Below are 23,115 nucleotides of genomic sequence, written 5' to 3'. Positions count from 1 at the left end.
GGGTCGGGCTCAGACGGTGCGGCGGCGCAGCAGCCGGAAGGCGGCGGTGGTGGCCGTGGCGGCGACGGCGAGGAGGATGCCGGTCTCGACGAGGTTCATGGGCCAGAAATGGGACGGGGGATGGTCCGGCCAGGCGGTGGGCGACCTCTCGTAGTGATTCGCGGGGGGCCAGAGCTTCTCGCGGTGCCGCTCCAGGTACTGGTTGAGCAGCACCATCACGGCGACCGCGACCCCCAGGGCGGGCAGCGAGCGGCGCAGGACGATCGCGGCGAGTGCGCCGACCGCGAGGGCGCACAGGCCGTACGCCACCACGGCCGGGCCGCGGGCGGCGAACACGTCGGCGAAGGTCCAGTCGTCGCCCATCAGGTCCCGGTTCGCCGACCAGGCCCAGCGGTACACGGGGACGAAGGCCGCTCCGCCGAGGACGATCAGCAGCGCGGGCAGTGCGAGCTTGGCGGTCAGCCAGCGGGTGGGGGAGACGCCCTGGGTCCAGGCGAGCCGTGCGGTGCCGCTCTCCAGTTCGCGGCCGACCAGCGCGCCGCCCGCCCACGCGGCGACGGCCCAGAAGCTGTAGTACACGAGCGTGCTGACCCAGCCCAGCAGCGACATGTACTCGTGGCCGGCGAACCTGTCGGGGCAGAAGCCCTCGACGCGGTCGCAGCCGGCCCGGGCCGCGCGCACGGAGTCCGCGGTGACCACGTTCAGCCACACCAGGGAGCCGACGGCGCCCAGCACGAAGGCCACCCACACGATCCCGGCCGTGCGGTGCAGCCGCAGTACGGTGCGGGGCAGCCCTCGTACTACCGGAGCTTTCATACGGAGGTCTCCTTGCCGAGGGCGGGCGCGGTGGTCCGGCGGTGCAGCAGGCGGAACGCGGCCACGGCCGGCAGGGCGGCGACGGCGAGGAGGGCGGCGGTCGCGGTCAGCTGGAGGGGCCAGTAATGGGAGGCGGGGTGGTATTCGGCGTAGAAGCCGACCGCGTCGTCGTAGCGGGCGAGGCAGTCCGAGTCGGGTCCGCAGTACGGGTTGGACACGCGGGCGCCGGTGGCGGTGACGAGGCCTTCGTCGACCGTGATGCCGCTGTACGACGGGACGCCGCCGAGGTCGCCGACCCGGCTGACGGCAGGCCACAGGTGGGGCAGGGCCAGCTGGACGGCGGTCCACAGCCCGGCCACGGCGGTGGCGGCGACGACCAGCCCGGCGAGCGAGCGGCGCAGGAGCAGGCCGGACAGGGCCCCGGCGAGCAGACCGGCCAGGGCGAGGGCGACGGCGATCGGGCCGCCCGCGTAGAAGGTGGGGAGGTCGTACCAGGTCTTGGCCGTGTCGATACGGCCCTCGCCCGCCGACCACATCAGGTGGTGCAGCAGGACGAGCACAGCGGTGCCGGCGGTGACCAGGGCGGCCGGCAGCGCGAGCTTCGCGGCCAGCCAGCGCACCGGGGAGACGCCCTGGGTCCAGGCGAGCCGGGCGGTGCCGGTCTCCATCTCGCGGCCGGTCAGCGCGCTGCCGGCCCAGGCGGCGACCAGTAACGGGAGCGCGAGGACGGCGAAGGTCGTGTACTGGTAGACGTCCTTGTAGAGCAGGATCGCCTGCTGGTCGTACAGACAGGGGCTGCTGCCGGGCGTCGCACCCCAGCTCACCTGGCAGGCGTCGTACTGCCGCCAGGCCGCCGCGGCGGCGTCGGTGAGCGGGCCCCGCAGCCACAGCAGCGCGGCGGCGAGGGCGACGACGAGGCCCGTCCAGACGTACAGGGCGGGGCGGTGCAGGCGCAGCAGCCAGCGGACCTGACGAGGAGCGGCGGCGGGGGCCGGGGCGGCGAGGGTCAGGGTGGTCACGCGGCGTTCTCCTGGGCCTGGTCCGGGGTGAGGGCGGGTGCTTCGGGGTTGCGCAGATGGGCGAGGACCAGCTCCTCCAGGGAGGGCGCGCTCGTCCGCCAGTCGCCGGGCAGCGGGCCCGCCGGGCGGATCAGCGCGGTGAGCTGGCGGCCGGTGGTGCGGGACTCGACGACCGTGTGCGCCCCGAGGTCGGTCCGTGCGGGTGCGGCCACGCGCGCGTGGGCGGCGAGCAGGTCGTCGATCTCCCCGGCCATGCGGACCCGGCCGCCGCCGACGAGGAGCAGGTGGTCGCAGGAGTCCTCCAGCTCCGCGACGACGTGCGAGGACATCACGATCGTCGTACCGTCCTCGGCGGCCTGCGCCATCAGCACACCCATCAGCTCGTGCCGGGCCAGCGGGTCGAGGTCGGCCATCGGCTCGTCGAGCAGGAGCAGCTCCGGCCGCTTGGCCAGGGCGAGGGCGAGCGCCACGCGGGTGCGCTGGCCGCCGGAGAGGGAACGGATCCGCGACTTGGGGTCGAGGCCGCCGCCGGCCACGATCCGCTCCCCGGTGGGCGCGTCCCAGCGTTCGGGGTTGAGGTCGGCGCCCATGCGCAGGGTCTCGGCGACGGTGAGCTGCGGGTAGAGCGGCTTGGCCTGGTCGACGAAGCCCACGCGCGCGCGTGCCGCGCCCGGCCGCGTCCCGAGGACGGTGACCGTCCCCTCGGTCGGGGCCAGCAGCCCGGCGGCGAGGGCGAGCAGCGTGGACTTGCCCGCGCCGTTGGGGCCGACGACGGCGCAGACGCGTCCGGTGGGCAGCCGGAAGGTGCAGTCGCGCAGCGCCCAGCGGCCGCGCCGGCCGAAGCGCCTGCCCAGCGCGGCCGCATCTATCGCCGTGTCGGTCATGACGGGTCTCCCTTGTGCGGGTCCTGATGGTGTGCTGCCTTGTGCGGGTCCTGGTGTGCTGCGAAGTGCTTGTCGAGTACGGCGGTGAAGAGTGCGGCCACGTCGTCCCGGTCCAGGCCCCCGTCGCGGGCCCGCTCCGCCCACGCGTCCAACTCCTTGCGCAGGGGGGAGTCGGCCGGGGTGGTGCTCAGCCCGCGGCGCACGAACGTGCCGAGCCCCCGCCGCGCCTCCACCAGGCCCTCCCGCTCCAGCTCGCGGTAGGCCTTGAGCACGGTGTTCGGGTTGATGGCGGTGGCTTCGACGACCTCGCGGGCGGTGGGCAGTTTGTCGCCGGGGCGCAGCAGGCCCAGGCGCAGGGCCTGTTTCGTCTGCTGGACGATCTGGACGTAAGTGGCCACGCCGCTGTGCCGGTCGATGTGGTACTCGACCACGGACAACCACCCTTTCACTAATTGAGTAGTGAAAGGGTGTTGAAGGTCGTCGCGAAAGTCAAGTGCAGTCTGTGAACCGATCTGTGAACCGACCGACCCGGCTCGTCCGATGAGGAGATGTGAGCGAAACGAGAAGCGACGGGGAACTGCTGCGGGCCATCGCGGCGGACGGGGACCGGCGCGCCTTCGAGGAGCTGTACCGGCGGTTCGCGCCGTGGCTCACCGCACGGCTGCGCGGCCGCTGCGCCGATGCCGGGGTCGTCGACGACGTCGTACAGGAGACGTTCCTGGCGGTGTGGCGGGGGACCGCGCGGTACCGGCAGGAAGGCGACGTGGCCGGGTGGCTGTGGCGCATCGGCTCCCGGCGGCTGGTCGACGCGCTGCGCGGCGACGGGGCGCGGGGGCGGCTGCGGCAGGCGCTGGCGCGACTGCGGCACCGGGACGAGGCGTCCGCGGAGGAGCGCGTGCTCGCGGGGGTGGAGCACGGGGACCTCGCGGGCGCCCTCATAAGCCTCTCGCCCGAACTGCGCGCGGTGCTCCAGGCGACGGTCATCGATGGGCTGACCACCCGGGAGGCGGCCGTCCTCCTCGGCATCCCGCCGGGCACGGTCAAGACGCGGGCGATGCGGGCCCGCAAGCAACTGCGGGAGGCGCTGGCATGACCTGGCATGTCTCAGAACAGGACCTACGGGCCTACGCACAGGGCGAGTTGGCGCCCCCAGTGCTCTGGTCCGCCGACGCCCACCTCACCGCCTGCGCACACTGCCGGGCCGTGCTCGCCGAGGTCAGCGACCCCGTCGCCCTGGACGCCGGATGGGAGCGGCTGGACGCCGAACTCGACGCGCCCCGGCCGGGACTCCTCGAGTCGCTGCTGCTGCGGCTCGGCGTCGCCGACCACACCGCGCGGCTGCTCGCGGCCACACCCGTGCTGCGCGGCTCCTGGCTGGGCGCGGTCATCGCCGTGCTCGTGATGAGCGTCGTGGCGGGCAACGCTGCCCGGACCGCCGACTCGCCCACGCTCTTCCTCGCCCTCGCGCCGCTGCTGCCGCTTGCCGGGGTCGCCCTGTCGTACGGGCCCGCCCTCGATCCGACGTACGAGATGGCGGTCGTCTCCCCGGTGCACGGCTTCCGGCTGCTGATGATCCGTACGGTCGCGGTGCTCGTCGCCGGCCTCGGCCTCAACGGCCTCGCCACGCTCGCCCTGCCGGCGTACGGGCTGCGCTCCCTCGCCTGGCTGCTGCCCGCGCTCGCCCTCACCGCGACCGGGCTGGCGCTGACCTCCCGGCTGGGCCCGGTGCTCGCGCCCTCGCTGGTCGGCGGGGCGTGGATCGCGCTGCTGCTGGCCGCGAACGAGGCCGGGCCGGCCGGCGGCGAGCCGCTGGCGCCGTTCACCGCGCTCGGGCAGGGGGTGGCCGCGGCGGTGGCGGGGCTCGCGGGCGCGCTGCTGTTCGTGGCGCGGGACCGCTTCGACCGCTTTCAGGGGAGCGCCGTATGACGCCCGCCGACTTCGCCTCCGACTCCGACTTCGCCTTCGATTTCTTCCGCTTCTTCTGCGATTTCTTCTACGGGAGTGCCGTATGACCCCCACCGTCTCCGCCTCCGGGCTCAGCCTCCGCTACGGCGGTACCCGCGCCCTCGACGACGTGTCGCTGCGGCTGACGCGGGGCGTCACCGGGCTGCTCGGGCCCAACGGGGCCGGAAAGACCACCCTGTTGCGCGTGCTGGCCACGGCCGTGCCCGCCGACCGGGGCGCCTTCACCGTGCTCGGGAACGACCCGGGCACCGCGCGCGGCCGGCAGGAGGTGCGGCGCGCGCTCGGCTACCTGCCCCAGACCCCCGGCTTCCACCCGGACTTCACAGCTTTCGAGTTCGTCGACTACGTGGCCATCCTCAAGGAGCTGACCGACCGCACCGCCCGGCACCGTGAGGTGCGGCGCGTGCTGGCGGAGGTCGACCTCGGCGACGCACGCGGACGGCGCATCAAGAAGCTGTCCGGCGGGATGCGGCAGCGGGTCGCGCTGGCCGCCGCGCTCGTCGGCGACCCCGGCTTCCTCGTCCTCGACGAGCCGACCGTGGGCCTGGACCCCGAACAGCGCATGCGCTTCCGAGAGTTGATCGCGCAGGCCGGGGAGGGACGCACGGTACTGCTGTCCACCCACCAGACGGAGGACGTGGCGATGCTCTGCAACCGCGTCCTGGTGATGGCCGGCGGCCGGATCCTCTTCGACGGCACCCCGGCCGAACTGACCGCACGGGCCGCCGGCCGGGTGTGGAGCAGCACGGAACGCGCCCCGGGAGCGATGGCCGGCTGGCGCACCGGCACCGGCTCCTTCCGCAACGTGGGCGACCCGCCACCCGGCTCCGAACTCCTCGATCCCACCCTGGAGGACGGCTACCTGCTCACGCTCGACGGCACGGGCGCGGAGGTGGCGGCGGCATGAACGCGGTCATGGAAGCCACGGCCCCACCCGTCGTGCGCGGCGAGCCGCGCCGGGCCTGGGCGGCCGTGTTCGCCCTCGCCCGCTTCGAGGCGCGCGATCTCCTGCGGTACATCCCGGTGGCGTTCACGCTGCTCGTGTACGTCGGCTACACCCTCTGGACACTGCTGTTCCCAGGCGACGGCATGGACGCCTACCCGGCGCTCCAGGACGTCGACCGGTCGACGCAGAACACGCCCGTGCTGCTGGGGATCGCGCTGCTCGTCTGCGTCAACCGGGCCGCGCTGCGCAGCCGCCGGCGCGATACCGACCGGCACTTCGACGTGCTGGTCATGGAGCCGTGGCGGCGTATGGTCGCCCACGCCCTGTCCGTCGTGCCGTTCGGGCTGCTCACCGCGCTGGTCGTGCTGGGCGAGTTCACCTGGCAGGCGCTCCGGCCGGGCGCGGTGGGCCACGGGTCGGTGGCCGAACTGGCCGTCGGTCCCCTGTTCGTGCTGCTGTGCGGCGCCCTCGGGCTGGTGTTCGCCCGGCTGATCCCGACGACGTTCGCCGCCCCGGTCCTCGTGATCGGCCTCTTCACTGTCTCCCTGCTCGTCTCCTCGGGCACGGGCGGCGCGGAGTGGAGCCGCTGGCTCACGCCGGTCGTCGGCGAGAACAGCACCGAGACGCTGCCGTCCGACCTGATCGGCCGCCCCGCCGCCTGGCACGCCCTCTTTCTGACCGGGCTCGTGCTGGTGGCGGCCACGGTCGCGGTACTGGCGGCCGGGGGCCGGAACTGGCCCGTCAAGGCGGGCGTCGCGGGCGCGCTCGCCCTGACGCTGACCGGCGCGGTCGGGCAGTCCGGGGGCGTCTCGGCGGAGGTGACCGCGGCCCGGCAGCGGGCCTCCCTCACCCCGGAGAAGGACCAGACGTGCGTCCGGGAGGGCGACTCGCGGTACTGCGCGTTCCCGGAGTGGACCGGCCGGGCGGGCACCTGGGCCGGAGTGGTCGACCGCGTCCAGTCCCTCGCGAGCGGGCCGGCAGCCGAGCGGGAGTTGCTCGTACGGCAGCGGATCGAGGCCCGGTACGGCCTCACCGGCGACTCGACGCTCGAGCCGTCCACGACACCCCACCAGGTGACCGTCGGCACGCGCTGGGGCGGCAACCGGGTCCCGGAGTTCGCGGCCGCCGTCGCCTCCGTGCTGGTGGCGGGCGACGAGGCGAAGGGCGCCGAACTGTGCGACGGCCGGATGGTCACGGTGATGTGGCTGGCCCTGGGAGGCGCCGCCGACCCGATGTCCGACTTCCGCCACGTCCGCCTCGACGACAGCGTGACCGGCTCGGCGATCGTCCTCACGCCCACCAACCCGCTGTCCATGTCGGAGGGCCAGACGGATGTCGTACGAGAGCTGCTGACGCGACCGCGGCCGGAGGTGACCGCCGCGGTGAAGCAGCACTGGGGTGAGCTGACGAAGCCAGGGGTCACCACGGCGGACGTGGCCCGGGTGTTGGGGACCGAGGTGCCCAAGGGGGGCGACGAGTGTGCGGAATGAGGGCGGCGTGGGGAGGACGGCCGGGGGCGTGGCGTGTGAAGGGGTGCGGCGATGAAGGGCCGGGTTGTTGTGGGGGTCGACGAGTGCGTGGGTGTGAGCGGGGTGTGGGGAGGACGGCCGGGATTGTGGGGCTTGAGGGGGTGCGGCGATGAAGGGCCGGGTTGCTGAGGGGAACCGACGAGTGCCGGGCGTGAGCGGGGCGCTGGTGTCCGCCGTGGCGCGTACGGTGCCCTGGCGGGCGCTGGGCGCGGGTGCGGTCGTAGGCCTCCTGACCGTCGGCCTGCCGCGCCTGCTGTCCATCCCGCCCGACCCGTGGATGGCCCTCAACCTGCTCCGCGGCGCCGCCCTCGCCTTCGCGCTGGGCCTGGCGTTCCTGCTGGACGACCCCGCCCGGCACATCACCACACCCGTCACGACCCCGCGCTGGATACGGACGGGCCTGCGGGCCGCGCTGGTCGCGCCGGTGGCCGCGCTGTGGTGGACGGCCGCACTGGTCCTCGTCCCGCGCGAGGTACGGCCCCCGATCGGTGCCGTCACCCTGGAGGCCGCCGCGACGGCCGCCCTCGCGCTGGCCGCCGCGGCCACCGCCATACGGCTCACGGACGAGCCCGAACCGGGGCCGTCCGTGGCGGCCGGCGTCCTGACCACCGCGGTCCTCGCCCCGCTGCTGTGGCCCGGCCGGTGGACGCTGTTCGTGCCGGTCGGCGACCCGCGCTGGGAGGCCGCGCACCAGCGGTGGGCGGCGGTGCTGGTGGCGGCGCTGCTGGTGTGGGGGGTGTGCGGGCCGGAGCCGTTGCGGAGGCGGCGAATACGGCCCGGCGCCGGTCGGAGACGACTGGCGACGCCGGGCTGACAAGAACGGCGGTGCGGCGCACCAGGACGCGGGTGACGCCGGCGCGGGTAAGCCGGGGCCGCCGGGAGGGCCCGGCCGGGGATGAGCCGTCACCGGCCCAACCATGAGAGGGCCGGACCCGACCGACGCCTGATCGAGGCTCGGAATCCGGTCGGTGACCGCGAAGTCAGCAGGCTCCAGGGCGCCTTGGACGCGCGGCGGCGGTCAGCACGGCAGCGTCCGTCTCCGTCCGGTGTTCACGTCTCCGTCGGGTGCGTCACGTCTCCGTCCGGTACATCAGATCCGTCTCATGCGTGACGAACCCCAACCGCTCGTACACCGACACCGCCGCCTTGTTGTCGGCGTCGACGTACAGCATCGCCGTCGGCATGCCCTGCCCCGCCAGGTGCCGCAGCCCGATCGTCGTGAGGGCCTTGCCGAGCCCGCCGCCCTGTGCCCCCGGGCGCACGCCCAGCACGTACACCTCGCCCAGCCGTTCCTCCGCGTGGACCTTGGTCCAGTGGAAGCCGATCAGTTGTCCCGCGCGCTCGGCCAGGAAGAACCCCGCCGGGTCGAACCACGGCTGGGCCTTGCGGTCGTCGAGGTCCCGCTGGGTCAAGGATCCCTGTTCGGGATGGTGGGCGAAGGCGGCCGCGTTGGCCTCGAGCCAGGCCGCGTCGTCCGCGCCGGGGACGAAGGTCCGTACGGTCACGCCCTCGGGCAGGACCGGGTCGGGGAGGTCCATCCCCGTCAACGGCCGCCGCATCTGGCGCAGTTCGCGGAAGAGGGTGAGTCCGAGGACCTGCGCCAGGTGCCGCGCCGCCGAGTGGCCGCCGTGCGCCCACACCCGCAGCCGCTTGCCGGACGCGGCGAGGAGCGCCGAGCCGAGGGCGCGGCCGTGGCCGTGGCCCCGGTGCGAGGGGTGGACGACCAGTTCCGCCGCCGGCGCCTCCACCGGATCGGTGTCCTCCAACTGGGCGTAGCCGACGAGTTCGCCGTCCACGTACAGGAGCAAATGAGACACGCCCTCGCGTGGGCCGCCGCGCAACTGCAACCGGCCCTGTTCGGACACCGCCTGCTGCCCGTCGTTCCGGGCGCCCTCCGCGAGCAGATCGAGCACGGCCTCGGTCTGCTCCGGGGAGAGCCCGGAGTGGGTTTCGATCGAGCGGGAGATGCCGGGGCGTCCGGTGTCGTCGCTGGTCATGTGTACGAGAGTAAGGGGCCGCCCCAGCAAAGTGGCGGCAAAGAAGCAACCAGGATGTAACCACGAACCCTCTGTCGCGCTACGCGCGTTGACCCTAGGCTGCGCCGGACGGGGCCACCGACTCATCAGACCCACAGGGGGGCGTATGCCAGCCATATCCCAGCCGCGCAGACCGGACGCCGTGCGCCGCAGACGTCGTACACGCCGACTCCTCGTCGCGGCCGCCGGACTCGCCACGGTCGGCGCCCTGGCCGCCGCGCTGCCGACGGCGGCGACCGCGGGCGAGACCAAGGGCAGGCCGGGCGCTCCCGTGCCGGGCCGCTACCAGGACGTACAACTGCTGTCCTTCAACGACCTGCACGGCAACCTGGAGCCGCCGTCCGGTTCCTCCGGCCGGGTCACCGAGGTGCACGAGGACGGGACGACGAAGACCATCGACGCCGGTGGCGTCGAGTACCTCGCCACCCATCTGCGCAACGCCCGGGAGGGCAACAAGTACTCCATCACCGCGGCCGGCGGCGACATGGTCGGCGCCTCCCCGCTGATCTCGGGTCTCTTCCACGACGAGCCCACCATCGAGGCGCTGAACAAGCTGGAGCTGGACGTCACGTCCGTCGGCAACCACGAGTTCGACGAGGGCGCCCGGGAGCTGGCCCGCCTGCAGAACGGCGGCTGCCACCCCACCGACGGCTGCTACACGGAAGAGGGCTTCGCGGGCGCGGACTTCCCCTACCTCGCCGCCAACGTCCTGGACGAGAAGACCGGCAAGCCGATCCTCAAGCCGTACTGGGTGTGGAAGAAGAAGGACGTCAAGGTCGGCTTCATCGGCGTGACGCTGGAGGACACCCCGGGCGTCGTCTCCGCCGAGGGCGTCAAGGGCCTGAAGTTCAAGGACGAGGTCGAGACGATCAACAAGTACGCCAAGGTGCTCCAGCGCCAGGGCGTGAAGTCCATCGTCGCCCTCATCCACGAGGGCGGGGCCCCGGCCTCGTCGGCGTACAACTACGACTGCGACGCGCCGGGCGCGGGCGACGGCATCTCCGGCCCGATCGTCGACATCGCCAAGAACATCACCCCGCAGGTCGACGCGCTGGTCACCGGCCACACCCACTCGGCGTACGTGTGCACCATCAACGACCCGGCGGGCAAGCCGCGCATGGTCACCTCGGCAGCGGCCTTCGGCCGCCTCTACACGGACACCACGCTGACGTACGACCGCTGGACGGGTGACATCGCCCGTACGGCCGTACAGTCCGCGAACCACGTGGTCACCCGGACCGTCCCCAAGGCGCCCGACATGACCCAGCTGATCAGCAAGTGGAACACCCTCGCGGCACCCATCGGCAACCGCGCGATCGGCTACATCTCCGCCGACATACCGAGCTCGGGGACGGAGTCGCCGATGGGCGACCTGATCGCCGACGCGCAACTGGCGTACGGCAAGGAGCTGGACCCCGAGACCGACCTCGCGCTGATGAACCCGGGCGGTGTCCGGGCGGGCCTCACCTACGCGGCCAAGGGCAGCGAGGGCGACGGCGTGGTGACGTACGCCGAGGGCTTCACCGTGCAGCCGTTCTCCAACACCGTGAACCTCCAGGACTTCACGGGCGCTCAGATCATTCAGATCCTCAAGGAGCAGGTGAGCGGCTCGAACACGGCCGCGCCGAAGATCCTGCTGCCGTCGACCGGTCTGACGTACACGCTGGACATGACGAAGACGGGCGCCGACCGGGTGGTCACCGACTCCGTCAAGCTCAACGGAGCGGCGATCGACGCTTCCGCCACCTACCGCGTCGCGACGAACAGCTTCCTCGCGGGCGGCGGCGACGGCATCACCACGCTGGGCCAGGGCACGAACGACCTGGTCGGCGGTGACGATCTGGCCGCCCTGGAGAAGTACCTGATGGCCAACTCCTCGGCGACGAACCCGATCGTGCCGCCGGTGACGAACCGGATCACGGTCGTGAACTGACGATCGTGAGCTGAGTCGCATCCCTCCGGTAGAGGTTGCGGGCAGGGGCGGTACGCATGGTCGGATGGATCGATGCGTACCCCCCACCACATAGTGACGCATCGCTACACAAACCCATACGAAGAGTTGGGAGACCTGGACGACGGGCCGCTGGAGGACTACCTCCACGAAGAACCCGAAGAACCGGATGAACCCGGAGAACCCGGAGAAGGCGAGCCCTGGGCCCCGCCGGACCACGGCCGGGGCACCCGGCGCCGTCGGCGTCGCTTCTCCGCCCTGCCGTTCGCGCTGAAGGCGGTGGTGGGCCTGGTGGTCCTCGCCGCCTTCCTCGCCCTCGCCGACCGCTGGGCCCTGCTCTACGCCGAGCACCGCGCGGCGGACGCCCTCAAGGACCGCATGGACCTCACCGCGGCACCCGAGGTGGAGATCGGCGGCTTCCCCTTCCTGCCCCAACTCGTCGACGGCCGCCTGGACTCGGTGAAGGTGACCGTCCCCGACGTGGCGGCCGACCGGGTCACGCTGGCCGCGGTGTCGGCGACGGCACACGACGTACGGCTCGACGGTGACGGGCCGACCTCCATACGCGGCGCCCGCGTGCCCGAGCTGCACGGCGACGTCCTGCTGTCCTTCGCCGACATGAACCGTGAACTCGGCGCGTCCCAAGTGAAGTTCGCCAGCGCCGGCCGCGACCGCGTCTCGGCGCGCGGCACGCTGCCGGTCGCCGGGCACGATCTGCGGCTGCGGGCCGACGTCCGCATCGGGCGCGACGGCGACCAGGGCATCGAGACGCAGATCGGCGGAATGCGCCTGGACATCGGGGACCTGGCGACGTACCGGCCCGGCGTCCGCGCCTCGGAGGGCCTGCACCTGACGCCGAAGTCGGCCGCCGACCTCGCCCGCGAGACCCGCAAGGCGCGGGCACTGCTGGCGGTGCCGTCCGTCGTACAGCGCATGGGGGTGCCCGAGGCGACGGTCCGCGAGGCCCTGAACAACGACGACCGGCTCGCCGAGCTGACCGGCACCCCGCGCTTCGTCCACCAGGCCATGCGGGTCAACCTCCTCGACCTGGCCCTGGCCCACCCCGAGGTCCTGGACCGCCTCGGCTTCGACACGCCCCTCCTCGACTCCCTCTCCCGGCTGACTCGCCCGGTCCTCGCCGACCAGCTCAACCTCGGCTTCCAGCTGCCGGAGCCGCCGGAGGGCGAGCTGCGGCTGCGGGACGTGCGGGTGGAGGAGGACGGGATCAAGGTACGGCTGGTGGGGGAGGGGTTGGCGTTCGGCGGCTGAGGTCTAGGACGGGCAGGACGGGCAGGACGGGCAGGACGAGCAGGACGAGCAGGACGAGCAAGACGAGCGACTCTATGACGGACATCGGTCATCGAGGTGACCGACTCTCGTCTCGCATGGTTGAAGTCGGTCAAGCGGTGCTACTTTCCGTGCGTGTCATCGAGCAAGCGGCGCGCGAGGATCGTGAAGTCACTCCGGATGGCGGGAGGCGTGGCTTCCGTACGTGATCTGGCCGACCGCCTCCAGGTGAGCGAGTCGACCATCCGCCGCGACCTGACACTGCTGGACCGCGACGGCGAGCTCATTCGGACCTACGGCGGCGCCGCCCTGTCGCTGCGCACGAGCGCCGGGGCCGCGGCGGAGGTGGCCGTGGGCGAGGAGCCGTTCGACGTCGCGGCATCGCACGACATGGCGCTGAAGGAGGCCATGGCCGCCCGCGCCGCCGAGCTCGTCGCGGACGACAGCGTGGTCGTACTGGACATCGGCACCAGCACCCCGTTGATCGCCCGTCGGCTGCGAGGCCGCCCGGTCACCGTGATCACCAGCAATGTGGCCGTGCTGGACGAGCTGCGGACCGACGACACCGTACGGCTCGTCATGCTCGGCGGCATACTGCGCCGCAACTACCAGTCCATGGTCGGTTCGCTCACCGAGACCGCCCTGCGGCAGATCAGCGCCGACGTGCTGTTCCTGAGCTGCACGGGTGTGCGCGTCGGCGGCCATGTCGTCGACGACATGGCCATCGAGGCGCCCATCAAGCAGGCGATGATCGAGGTCGCCGACCGTGTCGTGCTGGTGGCCGCCGCGACCAAGTTCCCCGGCACCGGCAGCCTGCGCCTGTGCTCACTCGCGGACGTCGATGTGCTGGTCACCACGGCCGGCGCCGACCCCCGGACGCTGGACCTCTGCCGCCAGGCGGGCGGAAAGGTGATCACCGCGTAGGCCGTCCCACGGCCTGGCAACGGCCACCACCCGCTCACATCCACCGCCCCGCCCCAGTCCTCCCCTCCCCTCCCCACCCCACATCACCTCACCAGCCCAGCCCGCACCCGCACCGTCGTACGGCCACCCCCCACGCAAGGAGCAGCCCCTCTACACAAGGAGTTCCGGACATGCGCAGATGGCCCAGAAGAATGTGGACCACCGTGGGTGCCACCGCCTGCGGTGTGGTTCTGTCCCTGCTGGTGACCGCTGTACCGACCCAGGCCGCTTCCCCGGCCGCCGCCCCCACCATCGCCCCCACCACCGCTCGCACCAGGGCCAGCGCGGCCGTGGACGCGATGATGGGTTTCTACGACGAGGAGACCGGCCGCTGGCAACCCGAGTCGCCGTGGTGGCAGTCGGGGAACGCACTCCAGGCGCTCCTGGACTACATGGCGAAGACCGGGTCGCGCCGGTACATGCCCGAGGTCAAGAACACCATCGCCATCCAGCGAGCACCCCTGGAGTGGTGGCCGGAGGGCGAAGGCGAGTTCAGGGCCGACTCCACCGACGACACCGGCTGGTGGGCGCTGGCCATGACCCGCATGTTCGACCTCACCCGCGACAAGCAGTACCTCGACATCGCCAAGCTGGACGAGGCATACATGCGCGACTACTGGGACGACACGTGCGGCGGCGGCATCTGGTGGGACATCCCGGCCAAGAGCTACAAGAACGCGATCAGCATCGAGCTGTACATCAAGCTCGCCGCGTCCCTTCACAACCGGATTCCCGGCGACAAGGTCTACCTGGCCCACGCCCTCGAGGCATGGCAGTGGTTCAAGGGCAGCGGGATGATCAACGGCGACCACCTCGTCAACGACGGTCTGAACACCCAGAGCGGCGGCTGCGCCAACAACGGCGGCACCACCTGGACCTACAACCAGGGAGTGATCCTGGGCGGACTCACCGAGCTGTACAAGGCAACCGGCGACAAGAGCCTGCTCACTGACGCTCGCGCCATCGCCGACGCGGTGATCGCCGGCCCGTCCCTCACCCAGAACGGAATCCTGTCCGAGCCGTGCCAGACGGCGGGCGGCTGCAACTCCGACCAGGCGGCCTTCAAGGGCATCTTCGCGCGCGATCTCGGCGAACTCGACAGCGTCCTGGCGGGACACCCCTACCGGAGCTACCTGCGCACTCAGGCCTCCTCCGCGTACGCCAACAGCCGGAACAGCGCGCATCAGTACGGACTGAGCTGGGCCGGACCATTCGACCAAGCGAGCATCGGGCGTCAGGAGTCGGCGGTGTCGCTGCTCACCTCCGTTCTCTGACCGAGGCCACGAGGCGGGGTTCGGGATTCCCGGAGTGTTCGTGCTCCGGGAACCCCGCCTCGGCCATGTGTGCCGTACCACCGCCTGTGACCTCAAGACCACATGGGGCGTTTGGACGAGCACGTACGGAAAAAGGGCGGAAGTGCGGTGAGCGCGTTGTTGCGGGCCGAGGGCGTGGGCAAGTCCTACTCCTTGAGAGGGAAAAGGGTCGACGTGCTGCGGACGTCCGTCGCCGCCGGATCGGCTTCGTCTTCCAGCACTACAACCTGCTGCCGCAGCACTCCGCCCTCCGCAACGTCGCGCTGCCGTACGTCGGCCGCCGTACTCAAGGAGAGGAACGCGCCCACCGGCTTCTGGACCGGGTGGGCCTGGCCGAGCGGGCCCGGCACCTCCCCGGCGAGCTCCCCGGCGAGCTCCCCGGCGAGCTCTCCGGCGGCGAGCAGCAGCGGGTCGCGCTCGCGCGCGCCCTGATCAACGATCCTCCCGTGGTGCTGGCGGACGAGCCCACCGGCAATCTCGACGAGGGGAGAGAGCGGGTACTGCTCGCCCTGTTCCGCGAACTGGCGGACGAGGGCCGGGCGGTCGTCCTCGTGACGCACAACCGGGCCGTGTCCGACGCGGCGGACGTGGTGCACCGCCTGGATGCCGGCGCACTGGCGACCGAGGGGAGCGACGCGTGAACATCCTCCCGCTGGCCTGGGCCAACGTCCGTGCGCTGCGCCGTCGGATGTACGGTCTCGTCGCGCTCGTCTCCGTCGCCGGTGCCGTCTGCCTGGGCGCACTCGGGATCGCCGACCGCGCGCAGAACGCCACCGACTCCGGTGTCAAGGAGAGCGCGGCCAACCGCAGCATCACGGTCGACAGGCCTGATGACCATCCCGGCACTGCGCCCCTGACGGCGCGTACGGCGGCCCGGCTGGCGAAGCTGCCGCATGTGGCGTCCGTGCAACACCGGACCCAGGCCTCGTTCGGGGTGTCCACGCCGGCCGGTGACAGCGCCCTGCTCTACGCGACGACCTACCGCGCGGCGCTCCCACCGCCGGTCACCAAGTCGGTTGACGGCCGCCGACGTGCCGGCGGTGATGAAGTCGGTCCAGGCCATGGGATATCCGGCGGTCACCCTCCGCCAGCAGCTCGACGCGCTGCCCGCGGTGCTGGAGCTGATCAAGCTGGTCGGGCGGGTGCTGCTCGGCGTGCTGGCCTTCGTCGGCGCGGTCACGGTGACGGGCGCGCTGTCGCGGCAGCGGGCGCAGGAGATCGGCATCCTCAAGGCGGTCGGATTCCGCACCAGGGCGGTGCTGGCCATGCTGGTCACGGAGATGGCGCTGACCGGAGCGGTAGCCGCCCTGCTCGGTGCCGTACTCGGCGCGCTGCTCGGGGGTGTGGGCGCGGCCCTGATGCGCGGCAGCGCCGACCTGGCGCCGTATGCCGAAGGCTGGGTTCCGCTGCCGGCGCCCGGAGTTCTGCTGACGTTTCTGGCACTGACGGTTCTGGTGGTGGCGGCGGGTGCGCTGGGCCCGGCGCGCAGGGCGGCGCGGATGTCGCCGACGGACGCGATGAAGGAATGGTGAGCCGTCCATGGCACGGTCGAACCGTACGTACGGCGGCCCGCGTGCCGCGCTCGGTGACCTTGCCCTGCTGGCGGCCGCCTGTTCCGGGCCGGGAGGGGCGGAGCTGGGCGAGGACTGGGCAGGGGCGACGACGTTCGCGCTGGCCAGGGTGGACGGCCTGGTTACCGTGGTGGGAATCAACCCGGGCCGGGCACGCGCGGAGAGCCTCGCGGTCGTTCCCCAGCAGTCCGACGACACCGACGCCGTCAGCCCGCACATCGTCCAACTGGCCGACGGCCGCTGGCTGGTGACCGTACCGCGCGGCGGGAGCGGGCCGGACCGGCGCTATCTGGTGAACAGGAGGGATCACGTACTCGACAGCCTCCCCGGCGACGAGCGGCTGCGCCGCCTGCTGCCCGGCCGGACCCTGGTCGCCGAGGTCGCGGGATCGCCGGACACCGAGACCACCGGCCACACCTCCGCGTCCAGTGTGCTGATCAGGGACCCTTCCGACTGGTCCACCCGACGGGAGCTGAAGATCCCCGGCACCATCGGACTCGCCGCCTCCGACCGACCTCGGACAAGGTCTGCCTCGGCAGCGACACCGAGGTCGCGGTGGCGGAGCTCGTCGGCGGCAAGGTGACCTCGGTGGCGGTGCCGAGCGGTGCGGAGATCACAGAGCTCGCCTGTTCGGGCGGCCGCCCCGTGATCGTGCGCTCCTTGTCCTCCTCCCGCGGTGGGTCCGGTCCGGTCAGAACCACGGTGACGCGTGCCTCGGCCGCGACGACGGTTTCCGTGGCCGGCGGCCGGGTGGACGGCGTGGCGGCCACGGACTCGTCGATCGTCGGCCCCCTGCTGGACTGGTGACCGTAAGGCCCAGGTAATTGGCAGATCTGTTCCACCCCCGTCAGGGAAAACCGCAGGTCACGTGACCATGCCGGTGGAACAAATCTGCCAATTTCGCGGGCCCCCCGGCTTCGGGGCAGCCTGGCCGTGGGGATGCGTGACGAGGTGGGTGAGCTGTTCCCGGGTGCGGGCTTCGCAGGGGTGTATCCGAGCAGGGGGAAGTCGGCGTGGTCGCCGGGCAGGCTGGCGCTCGGCTCAGTCATGCTGGCCGGCAATCAACACCGCGCAGGGAGAGAAGGATCAGCAGCGCGAAGGATGCGAATGCGGTGCCTGTGCGTGCGTAGTTGAACGCCTCCCAGCGAGCCAGGATTTCGGCGTGATCGGCGGGTGCCGAGGTGGCCGCCCACTGCTTGATGCGGCCGTTGATGGGGACGTTGCCGAGACGGGTGATCAGGAAGGACGCCAGGGCAAGGAGTCCCGCCCCTCCGGCCAGCCGCCGTGAGGCGCCCCGCGTCATGGCGCCAAGCGCGAGGGCGCTGAGCGCCGACACGCCCATGGCGCCTTGCATGGTGATGCCGTTCATCTGCATTAACTGGGTATGGAAGGACAGCCTCATGTCGAGTGGTACGGCGTTGAAGGTGGGGACGAGGTTGGCCGCTCCGTAGCCGAATGCGCCGGCGAGGACACCGGTGGACAGCAGGGCGAGGCCCTGGACGAGCCGGACGCGCATGCGGATCACTGCCCCGTCTCGGGTTCGGTGGGGGCGACGGCTCGTGTGAGCTGCTCAGCTCGTCGCAACAGGCCGTCGGGGGTGAACTCCGCGAACATGTGGACTCGTGTGGAAACCGGTCCGCCCTTGCGCATCCGGGCGTGAATCGTGAAGCGAGTCGCGATTCGGCCTCCGTCCGTGAACGCCTCGTGCACCTCGAACCGGAACTCGCGCAGGTTCTTGCGCACCGGGCGGAGGTGAGCGACGAGGCGGTCCCAGTCGAGTGGTACGCCGTCGGCGACTTGAACGACGTCACGGGTGTAGTACCTGGACATCAGGTCAGAGGCGTCTTCCGAGCCATGGACCACGGCGTTGGTAAAGGTCGTGAAGAAGTCGGCGATGAACTGCTCGGGAGGCTTCGTGTGGAGAGGGTTCACCATGCTCCTGCCATGCGTGCGGGGCTACGCCCCCGCAACGATCTCTTACATGCCTGTAAGATATAGCGAGGAGTTCATGTCTGACAAGGGTGTAAGAGTTGACTGCTTTCGAGACCACGGGCGACTCACCGCGGGTGCGGCCCCGCCGTCGCGCCGATGCTGAGCGCAGCAGGGCCGCAGTGCTGGACGCCGCGGTCCGACTGCTGGCTGAGCGACCCGACGCCGGTATGGCCGCCATCGCCGCCGCGGCCGACGTCACCCGCCAGACCGTGTACGCGCACTTCGGGACCCGTGACGCGCTGCTGGACGCTGTCGCCGACCGGATCACGGACCAGGCCATGGCCGCGATGGACGAGGCGGAAGAGGAGAGTGGTTCCGCCCTGGACGCGCTACTGCGGCTGCAGGACATCGGCTGGCGGCTGTTCGAACGTAACCCGGTTCTCCTCCAGCTCGGAAGTACCCGCGCCGGCGTCGACGCCGACCTGGCCCGGCATGAGCCCGTCGCAGCCCGGCTCGCCCGGCTCATCGAGAAGGGCCAGGCGTCAGGCGAGTTCGACCCCGCACCGCCGGCCACCTGGCTGGTGGCCGCAGTCACCGCTCTCGGCCACGCGGCAGGCGACGAAGTCAGGGCGGACCGCCTGTCAGTGGAAGAAGCGGCAACATGGCTACGGACCGCCACACTCGCCCTCCTGAGGTCAGGCTGAGAAACTCGGCACCCTAGGCGGCTTCTGGACATCCGTCCAGCCGTAGTGGAGGAACGGCCGGCCCGCCTGGAACGGCTACGCCCAGAACGGCTCCGCCTAGAACGGCTCCGCCTAGAACGGCTCCGCCGCCCCCAGGATCCGCGCCGGCAGGTACGGCGACGTGACCCGGATGTTCCAGCCCCGGCGCCGCGCATGGCAGGTCAGGGCCAGGATGTCCAGGTTGATCGCGGCGTCGCAGTCCGTCGCGCGGTCGGCGACCCGGTGGTGGTCGCGGTGGGCTTCCAGGGCGTCGAGGAGGGCGAGGTTGAAGCTTTCCTCGTCGCCCTCGACGAGTTGGGAGAAGAGGACGGCCGGGGGCGGCAGGAAGGTCTGGTTCTTCGCCTTCTCGCAGTCCCCCAGCGCGCGGTCCGTGGCGGGTTCCGGGTCCTCGCCGCGCAGGTAGTCGTGCAGGGCCTCGCGGTAGGAGGCGAAGAGGGACCCGTCCTTGCGGGCGCGCGTCGGACCGGCGAGGACCAGCGGTGCCAGGTCCTCGCGGCGGCCCGTGATCAGGGCGAAGTCGACGGCCTTGTGCCAGGAGCCCGGCCCGGCGTCCTCGTCGAGGCCCGCGGGATACGTCACCGTCGTACCGTCGATCGTCACCTCGATGTCCGTGCCGGGTTCGGCGAGTGTCGTACGGAAGAGCGCGGCGCCCAACTCCGCGGCGAGCCGCAGGTTTCCGAGCTGGAGGTCCGTGACGTCGGCGGAGTGCGAGGCGCGGGTCTTGAAGAGGATCTCCTGGTCGGTCATCGCGTGCGCCAGCTGCCAGACGGCGAGCCGCTCCCCGGGCACCGGGGTGAAGGCCTCCCTGGTGAACCGCTCGAACTGGGCCGCGCTCTCCAGGGTGAGTGGCTGCGGGTCCACGGGGCGTTCGACCTCGACCGCACCGGAGGCCAGTGCGGTGATCGCGTCCGCGCGCCGGTCACGGCCGTACGCCCCCACCCTCGGCGGCGCGGTCTCGAAACCGGTGATGAGCGCGCGCGGGAGGTAGCCGGTGTCGACGGGGGAGGGCCAGCCCTCGCGACGGTACGCCAGTGCCGTGAGCGCGAGGGGGAGCAGCGGCAGCAGGCTGCTCGGACGTGCCCCCGGGCCGGGGATGTCGGTCAGAGGGAGCAGCAGCCGCACCACCGCCCTCCCGAACTCCTCCCGGTCGCCGACGGTCAGCGCGCGCAGGGCGTGCAGGCCGATGCTGTACGGATGGTCGACGAGACTCTCGGCACTCTCGGCACTCTCGGCCCTCCGGGTGCTCTCGGCCCTCTGCGCGCTCTCGGCATCGAGGGACCGCACGCGCGCGACGGCCGCGTCGATCGCCGCCAGCTTCTCCTCGCGGGACGGCGGGTAGCTCGCGTCGTCGTCTCCGGTGTCGCCGATGACGTACGCCATGAAGCCGTTGATCAGCTCGGCGTCGGGGCGTCCGGCCCGGCCCTGCTGGGGCCGCTCGCGGGCGAACTGGAAGGCCTCGCCGTGCCATTGGGCCTTGTCGGCGAGGACGGCCAGGCAGAAGGCGTCGAGCCACTTGGCGGCGGTGACGGACTCCTGGCTGCCCTCGGGCCCGGCGTCGTAGACCATGCCCCAGTTCACATAGGTGAGGAACACCTCGAAGTGGTTGCGCGGGTAGTACGCCGCGTACGCCACGGCTCCGGCGGCGGCCTCGGCGGCGTCCTGCAGTACGGCTTTCGCCTCCGGGGTGTCGAGATCGGGCGTCTCGACGGAGAGCGCACCCAGGTACTCGACGAACTCCTCGGCCAGCGTCCACCACTCGTACGCCGTCACCGGCCCGGCCTTCGACATCGACCGGACCTGCGAGCCGATCCGGTTGACGAAGTCATCGCATACGGCCGAGACCGCGGCCTCGCCGACCCGGTGCCGCTCTATTCGCTCCACCCGCACTGTCCCGCTCCCCCTGTTCAAGATCCGGCCTCAGCCTAGGCCCTGTCCGGCGGATCGTGAGAGAGAGTCGCCCGGAGATGACGAGGCGGCCGCGCCGATGCGACGCGACCGCCCTCACAGCTGAACTGCCCTCACAGCTGAACTGCCCTCACAGCTGAACTGCCCTCACGGCTGAGCGGAACCCCGGTCAGGAAGCCGTAGGCGTCCAGTCCCCCAACCAGTCGCCGACCTCCTGCCCGGATGCCTGGGCATCCGTCAGATGAGGCCGGTCGCTGCCGGCCGAACCGGCCCCCGGACCCGTGTTCTTGTACTCGGCGAAGCGGTCGTCCTTCCAGGAGAAGCCGCTCATGTCGGTCCAGGGCGTGGACTTGATCGCCGCGCTGAGGTTGGTGTTGCGGACCGTGGTCTGCGGGTCGAGGGAGGCGTCGCCGCCGGCGTGCCAGGGGCGGCCGAGGTAGAAAGAGCGGGACGACACGTCGCCGTTCACCGTGGAGTTGGCGATCAGGATGCCCTTGCGGTTGGCGGCCGTGCTGGGGGCGGTGACGTAGCCGGCGGAGGTGCCGTCCCAGCGCTTCTTGAGGGTGATGACCGACTTGTCGATCACGGCCGTGGCGCGGCCGAAGATGAAGTCGACGTTGCCGGTGACGTAGGAGTTGGTCATGTAGACCCGGCCGAGCTTGTCATTGGCGGCGGTGTTCAGGAGCAGGGTGTCCTGGTCGCCCGTGACGATGACGCCGTCCAGCAGCACCTTGTCGGCGGCGGTGCGCAGGGCGACGGCCTGGTGGCCGGAGAGCGACTGGTTGGCGGCCTCGTCGAAGTCGTTGGAGATGGTCAGGTTGCGGGCCTGGAAGTCGTCCGCCTCGACGGCGACGCTGGCGCTGCCGGACGTGCCGTAGTTGCCCGAGCCGTCGGGCTTGGGGGTGCCCGCCGCGTTGTTGTAGACGATCACCGTGTCCTTGCGGCTGCCGCCCGTGCCCTGGATGGTGACGTGCGGCTTGTTGGAGGGGACCTTCACCAACTCGCGGTACGTGCCCGGCTTCACGGCGATCACGACACGGGAGGGGTTGTTCGCCGGTACGGCGTTCACGGCCGCCTGCACGGTCTTGTACTGCCCGCTGCCGTCCTTGGCGACGGTGAGCGTGGTCGCGGCCGCCCCCTTCGTGGCGGCCGTCGTACCGATCGCGGCGCGCGGGCCCGTGCCCGACTTCAGCAGCGCCGGCACATCCGCCGTCTTGTCGAGGGTGTAGCCGTAGTACGACTTCGGGTCGAAGGCCGTACCACCGCTCTCGTTGCGCCCGCTGGTGCCCACGAAGGTGTTGCCCTTCTGGACGATGGCGGCGGTGCTGTCCTTGGTGACGGGGTTGTTCATGCCCTGGAAGTAGGAGTTCTCCAGGACCATCTTGGTCTTGCCGCGCGAGTAGTTGCCGTAGGAGGACTTGATCGTGGTGCCGGACACGTCCTCCAGGTAGTTGTTGTAGAGGTGGGCGTGGGCCGCGTTGTCCGTGGACGGGTTGCGCTGCTCGGTCTCGCGGAACCAGTTGTGGTGGATCGTGATGTCGGTGACGACGTTCTCGGTCCAGCCGATGCCGAAGGTCTTGTTGTTGTCGCTCAGCTTGTTCCAGGACACCGTCACGTGCGTGCTGTCCTTGCGGACGTCGATGAGCCCGTCGGCCATGCGCCGCAGATCGTTGTGGTCGATCCAGACGTGGTGGGCGCCGTCCATCTGGATCGCGTCGAAGTCGTGCTCCTTGTCGTTCCAGATGCCCTGGTACGCGTCCCGGATGGTCAGGTTCCGGATGATCACGTTGTGCACGCCGGAGCCGAGGAAGAAGCCGCCGCCGACGATCTGCCCGGAGGTGCCGGCGCCGACGATGGTCTTGTCCGACTGGACCTTGATCTCCTTGCCGACCGGGTTCATGTTGATCGTCGCCGCGACGACGATGACGTACGGCTCGGGCGCGGTCGCGTACTTCTCCAGGTCGGCGAGGGTCTTCACGGTGACGGTCTTGCCGCCCCGGCCGCCGTACGTGCCGTTCTGCCCGAGTGCGTTGACGGAGGCGAAGCCGTCGGCGGTGTCGGCCGCCCAGGCCGGGGCGGCGGTCGCGGCGGATGCCGTGCGCTGGGCGTCCTCGCCGAAGACGCCGAGGTCGGTGCCGTAGGCCATGGTCCCGGCGGCGGTCAGCGCCAGTGGGACGCCGACCGCCAGCGCGGTCCTCCTTCTGCGGTGGCGGGGCCTGTCAGTCGCCTTGCCGCGGTGCTCGCTCATGCGGCGT

Annotated in this window: 23 protein-coding genes; 14 read left to right on the top strand and 9 right to left on the bottom strand. The window is 71.5% G+C overall.

Features of this window, described 5'->3' with window-relative positions; all coding sequences use genetic code 11:
• Positions 1 to 9: 9 nt before the first annotated feature.
• Genes Q4V64_RS24170 through Q4V64_RS24155 form a run of 4 tightly spaced genes read right to left on the bottom strand, consistent with a single transcriptional unit; the run spans position 10 to position 3,150 of the window.
• The gene (locus Q4V64_RS24170) at positions 10 to 816 is read right to left on the bottom strand and encodes a hypothetical protein (RefSeq protein ID WP_124441048.1); all 807 of its coding nucleotides are present in this window, start codon (positions 814 to 816) and stop codon (positions 10 to 12) included.
• Entirely contained in the window at positions 813 to 1,835 is a 1,023-nt protein-coding gene (locus tag Q4V64_RS24165; protein ID WP_124441049.1) for an ABC transporter permease, read from the bottom strand. The genes Q4V64_RS24170 and Q4V64_RS24165 overlap by 4 nt, the downstream gene beginning before the upstream one ends.
• Entirely contained in the window at positions 1,832 to 2,719 is an 888-nt protein-coding gene (locus tag Q4V64_RS24160) for an ABC transporter ATP-binding protein (RefSeq protein ID WP_124441050.1), read from the bottom strand. The genes Q4V64_RS24165 and Q4V64_RS24160 overlap by 4 nt, the downstream gene beginning before the upstream one ends.
• The gene (locus Q4V64_RS24155) at positions 2,716 to 3,150 is read right to left on the bottom strand and encodes a GntR family transcriptional regulator (RefSeq protein WP_124441051.1); all 435 of its coding nucleotides are present in this window, start codon (positions 3,148 to 3,150) and stop codon (positions 2,716 to 2,718) included. The genes Q4V64_RS24160 and Q4V64_RS24155 overlap by 4 nt, the downstream gene beginning before the upstream one ends.
• A 119-nt stretch (positions 3,151 to 3,269) precedes the next feature.
• Here Q4V64_RS24155 and Q4V64_RS24150 point away from each other — a divergent pair, with 119 nt between their 5' ends.
• The 5 genes from Q4V64_RS24150 to Q4V64_RS24130 all read left to right on the top strand — a co-directional run bounded on the left by Q4V64_RS24150 (position 3,270) and on the right by Q4V64_RS24130 (position 7,973).
• Positions 3,270 to 3,812 carry an RNA polymerase sigma factor gene (locus Q4V64_RS24150; protein ID WP_124441052.1) on the top strand — a complete coding sequence of 181 codons (543 nt, stop codon included), beginning with the start codon at positions 3,270 to 3,272 and terminating at the stop codon, positions 3,810 to 3,812.
• The gene (locus Q4V64_RS24145; RefSeq protein ID WP_124441053.1) at positions 3,809 to 4,645 is read left to right on the top strand and encodes a zf-HC2 domain-containing protein; all 837 of its coding nucleotides are present in this window, start codon (positions 3,809 to 3,811) and stop codon (positions 4,643 to 4,645) included. Before Q4V64_RS24150 ends, Q4V64_RS24145 begins: the two co-directional genes overlap by 4 nt.
• A gap of 82 nt (positions 4,646 to 4,727) precedes the next feature.
• A complete protein-coding gene (locus Q4V64_RS24140) occupies positions 4,728 to 5,591 on the top strand; it encodes an ABC transporter ATP-binding protein (RefSeq protein WP_124441054.1) in 864 nt (287 codons plus the stop codon).
• Positions 5,588 to 7,120 (top strand): ABC transporter permease, encoded by a 1,533-nt coding sequence (locus Q4V64_RS24135; RefSeq protein ID WP_124441055.1) that lies wholly within the window; start codon positions 5,588 to 5,590, stop codon positions 7,118 to 7,120. Before Q4V64_RS24140 ends, Q4V64_RS24135 begins: the two co-directional genes overlap by 4 nt.
• 148 nt (positions 7,121 to 7,268) lie before the next feature.
• On the top strand, positions 7,269 to 7,973 hold the full coding sequence (locus tag Q4V64_RS24130) for an ABC transporter (protein WP_124441056.1): 705 nt from the start codon (positions 7,269 to 7,271) through the stop codon (positions 7,971 to 7,973).
• A gap of 256 nt (positions 7,974 to 8,229) precedes the next feature.
• Here the strand turns inward: Q4V64_RS24130 and mshD are convergent, their stop codons facing one another.
• Entirely contained in the window at positions 8,230 to 9,156 is a 927-nt protein-coding gene (mshD, locus tag Q4V64_RS24125; protein WP_124441057.1) for a mycothiol synthase, read from the bottom strand.
• 145 nt (positions 9,157 to 9,301) lie between these two features.
• On the opposite strand from mshD, the gene Q4V64_RS24120 reads away from it, so the two are divergent.
• The 8 genes from Q4V64_RS24120 (at position 9,302) to Q4V64_RS24085 (ending at position 17,087) form a co-directional block, all read left to right on the top strand.
• The gene (locus tag Q4V64_RS24120; protein WP_124441058.1) at positions 9,302 to 11,128 is read left to right on the top strand and encodes a bifunctional metallophosphatase/5'-nucleotidase; all 1,827 of its coding nucleotides are present in this window, start codon (positions 9,302 to 9,304) and stop codon (positions 11,126 to 11,128) included.
• 72 nt (positions 11,129 to 11,200) lie between these two features.
• Positions 11,201 to 12,415, top strand: coding sequence for a DUF2993 domain-containing protein (locus tag Q4V64_RS24115; protein WP_124441059.1), 1,215 nt, complete (start codon positions 11,201 to 11,203; stop codon positions 12,413 to 12,415).
• 96 nt (positions 12,416 to 12,511) lie between these two features.
• Positions 12,512 to 13,357, top strand: a complete 846-nt coding sequence (locus Q4V64_RS24110) for a DeoR/GlpR family DNA-binding transcription regulator (RefSeq protein ID WP_348540805.1) — start codon at positions 12,512 to 12,514, stop codon at positions 13,355 to 13,357.
• A gap of 170 nt (positions 13,358 to 13,527) precedes the next feature.
• Positions 13,528 to 14,670 (top strand): glycoside hydrolase family 76 protein, encoded by a 1,143-nt coding sequence (locus Q4V64_RS24105; protein ID WP_124441061.1) that lies wholly within the window; start codon positions 13,528 to 13,530, stop codon positions 14,668 to 14,670.
• 65 nt (positions 14,671 to 14,735) lie between these two features.
• Positions 14,736 to 15,350 (top strand): ATP-binding cassette domain-containing protein, encoded by a 615-nt coding sequence (locus Q4V64_RS24100; protein ID WP_124441062.1) that lies wholly within the window; start codon positions 14,736 to 14,738, stop codon positions 15,348 to 15,350.
• A gap of 375 nt (positions 15,351 to 15,725) precedes the next feature.
• Entirely contained in the window at positions 15,726 to 16,241 is a 516-nt protein-coding gene (locus tag Q4V64_RS24095; protein WP_253267049.1) for an ABC transporter permease, read from the top strand.
• Between the two features lie 7 nt (positions 16,242 to 16,248).
• Positions 16,249 to 16,863 carry a hypothetical protein gene (locus tag Q4V64_RS24090; protein ID WP_124441063.1) on the top strand — a complete coding sequence of 205 codons (615 nt, stop codon included), beginning with the start codon at positions 16,249 to 16,251 and terminating at the stop codon, positions 16,861 to 16,863.
• A complete protein-coding gene (locus Q4V64_RS24085) occupies positions 16,836 to 17,087 on the top strand; it encodes a hypothetical protein (RefSeq protein WP_124441064.1) in 252 nt (83 codons plus the stop codon). The genes Q4V64_RS24090 and Q4V64_RS24085 overlap by 28 nt, the downstream gene beginning before the upstream one ends.
• Before the next feature lie 238 nt (positions 17,088 to 17,325).
• Here Q4V64_RS24085 and Q4V64_RS24080 read toward each other — a convergent pair whose 3' ends face one another.
• Complete coding sequence (locus tag Q4V64_RS24080; protein WP_124441065.1) at positions 17,326 to 17,796, bottom strand: DUF1772 domain-containing protein; 471 nt, start codon at positions 17,794 to 17,796, stop codon at positions 17,326 to 17,328.
• Between the two features lie 5 nt (positions 17,797 to 17,801).
• Positions 17,802 to 18,215, bottom strand: a complete 414-nt coding sequence (locus Q4V64_RS24075) for a nuclear transport factor 2 family protein (RefSeq protein WP_124441066.1) — start codon at positions 18,213 to 18,215, stop codon at positions 17,802 to 17,804.
• Between the two features lie 95 nt (positions 18,216 to 18,310).
• Here Q4V64_RS24075 and Q4V64_RS24070 point away from each other — a divergent pair, with 95 nt between their 5' ends.
• Positions 18,311 to 18,916 (top strand): TetR/AcrR family transcriptional regulator, encoded by a 606-nt coding sequence (locus tag Q4V64_RS24070; protein WP_124441067.1) that lies wholly within the window; start codon positions 18,311 to 18,313, stop codon positions 18,914 to 18,916.
• A 111-nt stretch (positions 18,917 to 19,027) separates the two neighbouring features.
• Here the strand turns inward: Q4V64_RS24070 and Q4V64_RS24065 are convergent, their stop codons facing one another.
• Together Q4V64_RS24065 and Q4V64_RS24060 are read right to left on the bottom strand one after the other, a co-directional pair.
• Complete coding sequence (locus Q4V64_RS24065) at positions 19,028 to 20,836, bottom strand: immunity 49 family protein (protein WP_253267058.1); 1,809 nt, start codon at positions 20,834 to 20,836, stop codon at positions 19,028 to 19,030.
• Positions 20,837 to 21,029: 193 nt separating this feature from the next.
• Positions 21,030 to 23,108 carry a pectinesterase family protein gene (locus Q4V64_RS24060; RefSeq protein WP_124441068.1) on the bottom strand — a complete coding sequence of 693 codons (2,079 nt, stop codon included), beginning with the start codon at positions 23,106 to 23,108 and terminating at the stop codon, positions 21,030 to 21,032.
• Between the last annotated feature and the right edge of the window lie 7 nt (positions 23,109 to 23,115).

The organism is Streptomyces sp. NL15-2K (genome assembly GCF_030551255.1).
In the GTDB taxonomy this organism is placed as follows: Bacteria; Actinomycetota; Actinomycetes; order Streptomycetales; family Streptomycetaceae; genus Streptomyces.
The sequence above is the reverse complement of the archived record's forward strand: the minus strand, read 5'-3'. Positions and strand labels throughout refer to the sequence as shown.

What these genes read in the sequence shown, in the direction of transcription:
- Q4V64_RS24145 (WP_124441053.1), top strand. Translation starts at nt 3,809, where the DNA reads ATGACCTGGCATGTCTCAGAACAGGACCTACGGGCCTACGCACAGGGC.
- Q4V64_RS24090 (WP_124441063.1), top strand. Translation starts at nt 16,249, where the DNA reads ATGGCACGGTCGAACCGTACGTACGGCGGCCCGCGTGCCGCGCTCGGT.
- Q4V64_RS24060 (WP_124441068.1), bottom strand. Translation starts at nt 23,108, where the DNA reads ATGAGCGAGCACCGCGGCAAGGCGACTGACAGGCCCCGCCACCGCAGA.
- Q4V64_RS24170 (WP_124441048.1), bottom strand. Translation starts at nt 816, where the DNA reads ATGAAAGCTCCGGTAGTACGAGGGCTGCCCCGCACCGTACTGCGGCTG.
- Q4V64_RS24105 (WP_124441061.1), top strand. Translation starts at nt 13,528, where the DNA reads ATGCGCAGATGGCCCAGAAGAATGTGGACCACCGTGGGTGCCACCGCC.
- Q4V64_RS24075 (WP_124441066.1), bottom strand. Translation starts at nt 18,215, where the DNA reads ATGGTGAACCCTCTCCACACGAAGCCTCCCGAGCAGTTCATCGCCGAC.
- Q4V64_RS24140 (WP_124441054.1), top strand. Translation starts at nt 4,728, where the DNA reads ATGACCCCCACCGTCTCCGCCTCCGGGCTCAGCCTCCGCTACGGCGGT.
- Q4V64_RS24100 (WP_124441062.1), top strand. Translation starts at nt 14,736, where the DNA reads ATGTGTGCCGTACCACCGCCTGTGACCTCAAGACCACATGGGGCGTTT.
- Q4V64_RS24115 (WP_124441059.1), top strand. Translation starts at nt 11,201, where the DNA reads ATGCGTACCCCCCACCACATAGTGACGCATCGCTACACAAACCCATAC.
- Q4V64_RS24080 (WP_124441065.1), bottom strand. Translation starts at nt 17,796, where the DNA reads ATGCGCGTCCGGCTCGTCCAGGGCCTCGCCCTGCTGTCCACCGGTGTC.
- Q4V64_RS24160 (WP_124441050.1), bottom strand. Translation starts at nt 2,719, where the DNA reads ATGACCGACACGGCGATAGATGCGGCCGCGCTGGGCAGGCGCTTCGGC.
- Q4V64_RS24120 (WP_124441058.1), top strand. Translation starts at nt 9,302, where the DNA reads ATGCCAGCCATATCCCAGCCGCGCAGACCGGACGCCGTGCGCCGCAGA.
- Q4V64_RS24135 (WP_124441055.1), top strand. Translation starts at nt 5,588, where the DNA reads ATGAACGCGGTCATGGAAGCCACGGCCCCACCCGTCGTGCGCGGCGAG.
- mshD (WP_124441057.1), bottom strand. Translation starts at nt 9,156, where the DNA reads ATGACCAGCGACGACACCGGACGCCCCGGCATCTCCCGCTCGATCGAA.
- Q4V64_RS24130 (WP_124441056.1), top strand. Translation starts at nt 7,269, where the DNA reads ATGAAGGGCCGGGTTGCTGAGGGGAACCGACGAGTGCCGGGCGTGAGC.